The sequence below is a fragment of the Microcystis sp. M31BS1 genome (assembly GCF_020245285.1).
Classification (GTDB): Bacteria; Cyanobacteriota; Cyanobacteriia; order Cyanobacteriales; family Microcystaceae; genus Microcystis; species Microcystis panniformis.
This window is the reverse complement of sequence record NZ_JADBVE010000235.1, coordinates 1-4,959: the sequence shown is the minus strand read 5'-3', so window position 1 is coordinate 4,959 and position 4,959 is coordinate 1. Positions and strand designations below refer to the sequence as shown.

Here is a 4,959-nt window from a genome sequence, read left to right as displayed (position 1 = left end):
ATGGCAACAGAAGCTGCTATGTCAGCAGATGAAAATGCTGCTGATGTTGCGGGTAGGTTTATTGATCAGGGAGCAAATCTTACTAAAGCAGGAGTTGCTCAGTATTTTTCTCTTCCTGATAATCGATATCTGTCCGTAGATGGTGTTGGATTGGCTCAAGCTGGCTCACAATTTCTAGATCGTGAAGCCGCCGCAGCCTCTAAAGATCGTATGGATGCAGCCGGTACAGCCGCTAAAAATTTAGGATACATTATTCCTCCAGAACAAATGCAAGGTTATATGGGATCTACGTTAGGTCCGCCACCTTCAGGACAAATTACGGTCCAACCGACTGAAAATGCTATTAATCAAGCTAATGCTAATGCAGCTGGTATTAATGCTAATGCTAGAATGTTATCAGCTAAAAAAGGACATAATGTTGGAGACGGTTCTTCGGAAACTATAAATTACATCATTGATCCTAATGGAAATATGATTCCAATCAGTGGAACTACTAAGAAGAAGAATTCAGCTCAAGGTGGAAATAATCAAGGAACTAACTTAAATCGTCGTCCTCCTAAAATTGATCCCAATTCTGGACTGGTTGTTCCTAATGGATAATAAATCACAGAAAAATAAAGAAAGTCCTCTGTTTTCGGCTTTGGTTAGGCAAGGTTTGGTTGGATTTACTACACCTTTCACTTCTCCAGGATCAGTAACCGAAAAACAAGATGTAACTCCTTGGATCGAAAAGATTGCTCCCAATTTTTCTAAGAAATTGGGATATGATGGCAAGCCTAATTACAGAACTGTAACTAGGATGAGGGCTCCTGTTTATTTAGAAGATCCAATTGCTGCAGCTGCTCAACTTTACAATTTTGGTGCAGGATATTTAGCCGATAAAGGTGTAAATATCAATGGATATTTTCCTGCTCAAATTAAAACTAAGACTACTGATAGATTTATTGATGATGTAGCTAAAGCTAGAGAACGCTCACAAGAATATTGGGGAGTTCAAGACCCTTCAAATGCTGCTGAAGTAGCTGCTGAAACTTTTGGTAGTATGCTTGTTCCGGGTATGCAAGTTAAAGTAGCTTCTAAGTTGATTAAACCTGTAGAAAAGAGCATGACTCTTGCCCAAAAAACAGGTCGTGTTGCAGCTAACACAGGTCGAGTTGCTGCACAAGCTGCGGTCGAAATCGCTGGACCAGGAAATAACTCAGGTTTAAAAGCTATTCCAATTGCTACTGGGCTTTCAGTAGGAGCTAACGAGCTTGTAGATCATGCTTTATCTAATTCTAATGATGCAGAAGTACGTGAAATAGCTAAAGATTATACTTCAATACAAGATGTGTCTCGTTGGGTGCTTCAACCTGAAAAGCGACAAAAAGAATGGTCTCAATACCTTTCTCCTGAAATTATTGAAGAATACAATAAAGCCGTTGATGAAGGTGATATAGCTTATACTGATTCCGTTCAAGCATTAGGAATGCAGCTTAAAGAAAAAGATAATGCTGAAAGCTATCTTCCTCCTGAACCTGATTGGGTTAAATTTGGAGTGGATACAGCAATGGCCGGTATTCTTGCTGGAAGTATCTGGATGGGAGGAAGACTTAAATCAGGTTTAAGTCAACGTCTTGCTAATGGCACCGAACTTGCTGGCAAAGAATTTGAATCTTCTAATTCATCTGTTGGAACTAAAGCCGGACAAGCTCTATTTCAAAATGATCAAGCTGTTCGAGATTCTACTAAGCAGATGACAGGAGATAGCGGCTTTATTGGAGAAAGTCGTGGACTGAGACAGTGGAAAGCTAAGTTTGATGGAATTTCGATTCCAGCTTTGCAGTCTAAAATTAATAACTTTATGGCTACAGGCCAACTACCGCAATCTGGTCTAAAGACTGATCCGATTTCTCATACTCTAGAACAAGTTGCTGCTCTTGATCCTGCTTCTAGATCTATGCTCACGGATGGACTACTCGCGAAGTCTGCACTTAACGACTGGAAACGAACTGGTAAAGCTACTTCTTTCAAAACTAAACAAGATGGAACTCCTTACACTATCAATGAGCTTCAAGATCTAGTCAATCTTGGGGAACAAGGTCCACTTAAAGATCTAGCCAATCGAATTCGACAGCATTATCGTGATCAACTTGATTACATGCTAGAACAACGATTTATCAATAAGACACAGTATGATCAATATATTCTAGATAGAAAAGATTATGTTCACTTTTCTAAAAATACAGAAGGCGATTTTCTAGACGAACTTCTATCTAGAGACGTGAATTCTCGCCCTACTGACACAATCATTCAAAATAGATCGGATGCATCTGGAGGCGGTATTAGTGCCGGCAATGCTGCTGATCCTGTTCTAGACCTAAGCAATCGTTGGGCAGAAATTATTCATAATGTTCAGATTAATTCTGTTAAACGAGATTGGCTTGATCTAGCTACGACTAACTCAGAATTGAGTAAAATTATAACTCAAGTTCCAATTAATAAAGGTGGAGAAAACATTCATACCATTAAAATCGATGGTAAAGAAGTTCATTATAAGGTAAAAGATCAAATGCTTTCCGAAGCACTTGACTTTTCTCCTTTTACAACTCGATCTGTTTGGGCTCAAGTACTGGACACTCCTAGAAAGCTATTCCAAGCCGGTACTACTGGTGTTGGTAATCCGCTGTTTGCTGGAACTGCAATGGTATACGATACTGTTACAGGTATTGCTCTCCGCCCTAAGAATTTCCAACTTGGTGTTATCAATGAATTTCTAAATAAAGTTTCTAAGGGCAAGCATAATCTTGGAATGTTCGATCCTACTGCATGGGTAACGGCTCCTATTGGTGCGGTTCGTCATGCAGCCGACAGTATTGTAGAAGCTTTTTCACACGAAATGGCTTATCAATTGCAAAATGGTTCTGGTCTTTTTATCGATTTAATGGGACCAAATAAAACTAAACAATTGCAAACTGTTTTGTCTTCTGCTTACAATAAGTCTTATAAATCTATCATGGAAGAATATGGAGCAGGAGGTTCTTCGCCTTTTCTTGCTTCGGCTCCTGATACTCTTTCACCGGGTATGCAAGGAATTTCTCCTAGATTTGCATCAGAAGCCGCTAAAAGTGCCTTTGTATCAGCGATTAGAGGAGATGCGAGTCCGGCTAAAATCGTCTTGCAAGGAAGTAAATCGGCTTGGGAGATAGCTAAAGCCTCTCCTATTGCTAGAATGTATGCAGGACTTATGAAGTCCATGCATGAAGGCTTTCGTTATCAAGCCTTTGCTACTAACTATGCAAAAGGTGCTCTAACTCAGGACGATATGGTTCTTCTGTCTTCGCAAGTACGCCGTCTTGCAGGAGATATTGGACAACAAGGAGGAGCAAAACTTATACAAGATTTAAACCATTCTGCTGTTTATGCGAACATTGCTTTGCAAACAACAGCAGAATTGGGACGTAAGCTTAAAAATCAGCCTATAACGACTATAGCTAACATCATGGGAACTATTACCATGTTGGCAGCATTTAGATATGGTAAGTTGGCAATTGATCCTGAATACAGAGAAGAACTGCGAAACAGAAGTGATAGCCAAACAGCTGCATCTTTTAAAACTTTTGGGGATTTGGCTGTAAACATTCCTCCTGAACTTCGTGTTATTTCTGCTCCAATTTTTGCAGCATTAGATCATGCTATGGGATTGCATGATATTAACGAAGATGGAAGTGATAATTTTAAAGTAGACGTTCTCAAAGGTATTGAAGCATGGATTGATGGTTCGGCTCAAACAGAAGATGCGAAAGCTTCCGTGTCTGAAAACATGAAAGCTTCTCTTGGATCAGTAATGCCTTATTCTCTTAGTTCGTTTCCGCTAATAAATGCTGGAGCATCTGCTATAGGATTTGATCTAGGGTTTAGCAAGTTTACTGGTCAACCCGAAACCATTCGTGAACAAACCAAAAGTCCTTTGTATGGTGAAGGAACTCTAACTAATGATGCTATGAAAGCTACTTGGCAAAATGTAATTACTAACATCATTGGTTCAGGAACTTTTGCTGCTGTTCGTGCAAGTCTAGATTACAACAGGGCGATTAAAGATAACGGCAAAGCAGAAAATGCTTTAAGAATTGCTCTTTCTCGTCTTACTGATCAACAAGCTTCTCAAAATGGACCATTTCAAGGAGTGTTCTATCGAAATTACGAAAAAATGCAAGGAGTAAATGATACAGAGGCCAGACTTTGGTATGAAAAAAGAAATGGATTGGAAACAGCCAAAACAATTCTTAATAAAGATTTTATGTCTATTTATACTAATAGCTTAAATCCTAAGTCTGCTCTTATGTCTCAATTGTCTCCTGAACAGTTGCTGATTAAGCAAGAAGATCTTTCAACTGCTAATTTACCTATTGCTCAAGTTTCTGCTCAACTCATTAAAGCATTGAATCCTATTCAAATGCATTTGGGACAGCTTCAACAACAAGTAACTGATATCCAAAATCAATCAGTTTCTACTCCCGAAACTTGGCAAAGTAAAGGAGGAAAAAAGCTTTCTACAATCGAAGAACGAAACAAACAAATCAATGAGATTAACGATGAACGTCGTTATTGGATCGGAGTGATGCTGAGAAACACGCAGCAAGCAGAAGATACAATTCGTTCTATGATTGGAGACAATAGTTTTACTTTCCAAAACTATGATCCTCAAAAGTACAGGACTATGCCCTATCCTCCCCAAGCAACCCAACCTCCACAATGATCAACCTCGGGCGCTTCGCATTCTTGTAATGTCGCGCCCGTTTTGTTCTGCCCACTTAGCTCGCTTTTTCTCATATTGTTCTTGTTTTGGATCTGTTTTAGGCCCTATTTCCAAATAACGCAAAACTGGTTTAACTCCTAAATATTCTGCAACCTTTCCGGTGATAGGTGTTTGTCCTGAGCGCATACGGCTTACATTCCCCGGAGTGACCCCTACGCGGT

Annotated in this window: 3 protein-coding genes; 2 read left to right on the top strand and 1 reads right to left on the bottom strand. The window is 39.6% G+C overall.

All coding sequences use genetic code 11. The features are described from left to right. Together IM509_RS13915 and IM509_RS13910 are read left to right on the top strand one after the other, a co-directional pair. Window positions 1-600 (top strand): hypothetical protein (locus IM509_RS13915; RefSeq protein ID WP_287717054.1); only part of this gene is annotated, 600 nt, incomplete at its 5' end. After that, entirely contained in the window at window positions 593-4,738 is a 4,146-nt protein-coding gene (locus IM509_RS13910) for a hypothetical protein (protein WP_287632960.1), read from the top strand. The genes IM509_RS13915 and IM509_RS13910, both read left to right, overlap by 8 nt. Here the strand turns inward: IM509_RS13910 and IM509_RS13905 are convergent. Further along, window positions 4,739-4,959 (bottom strand): hypothetical protein (locus IM509_RS13905; protein WP_287717052.1); only part of this gene is annotated, 221 nt, incomplete at its 5' end. It lies immediately after the preceding gene.

Coding starts and splice junctions, on each gene's coding strand:
- IM509_RS13910 (WP_287632960.1), top strand. CDS start 593: ATGGATAATAAATCACAGAAAAATAAAGAAAGTCCTCTGTTTTCGGCT.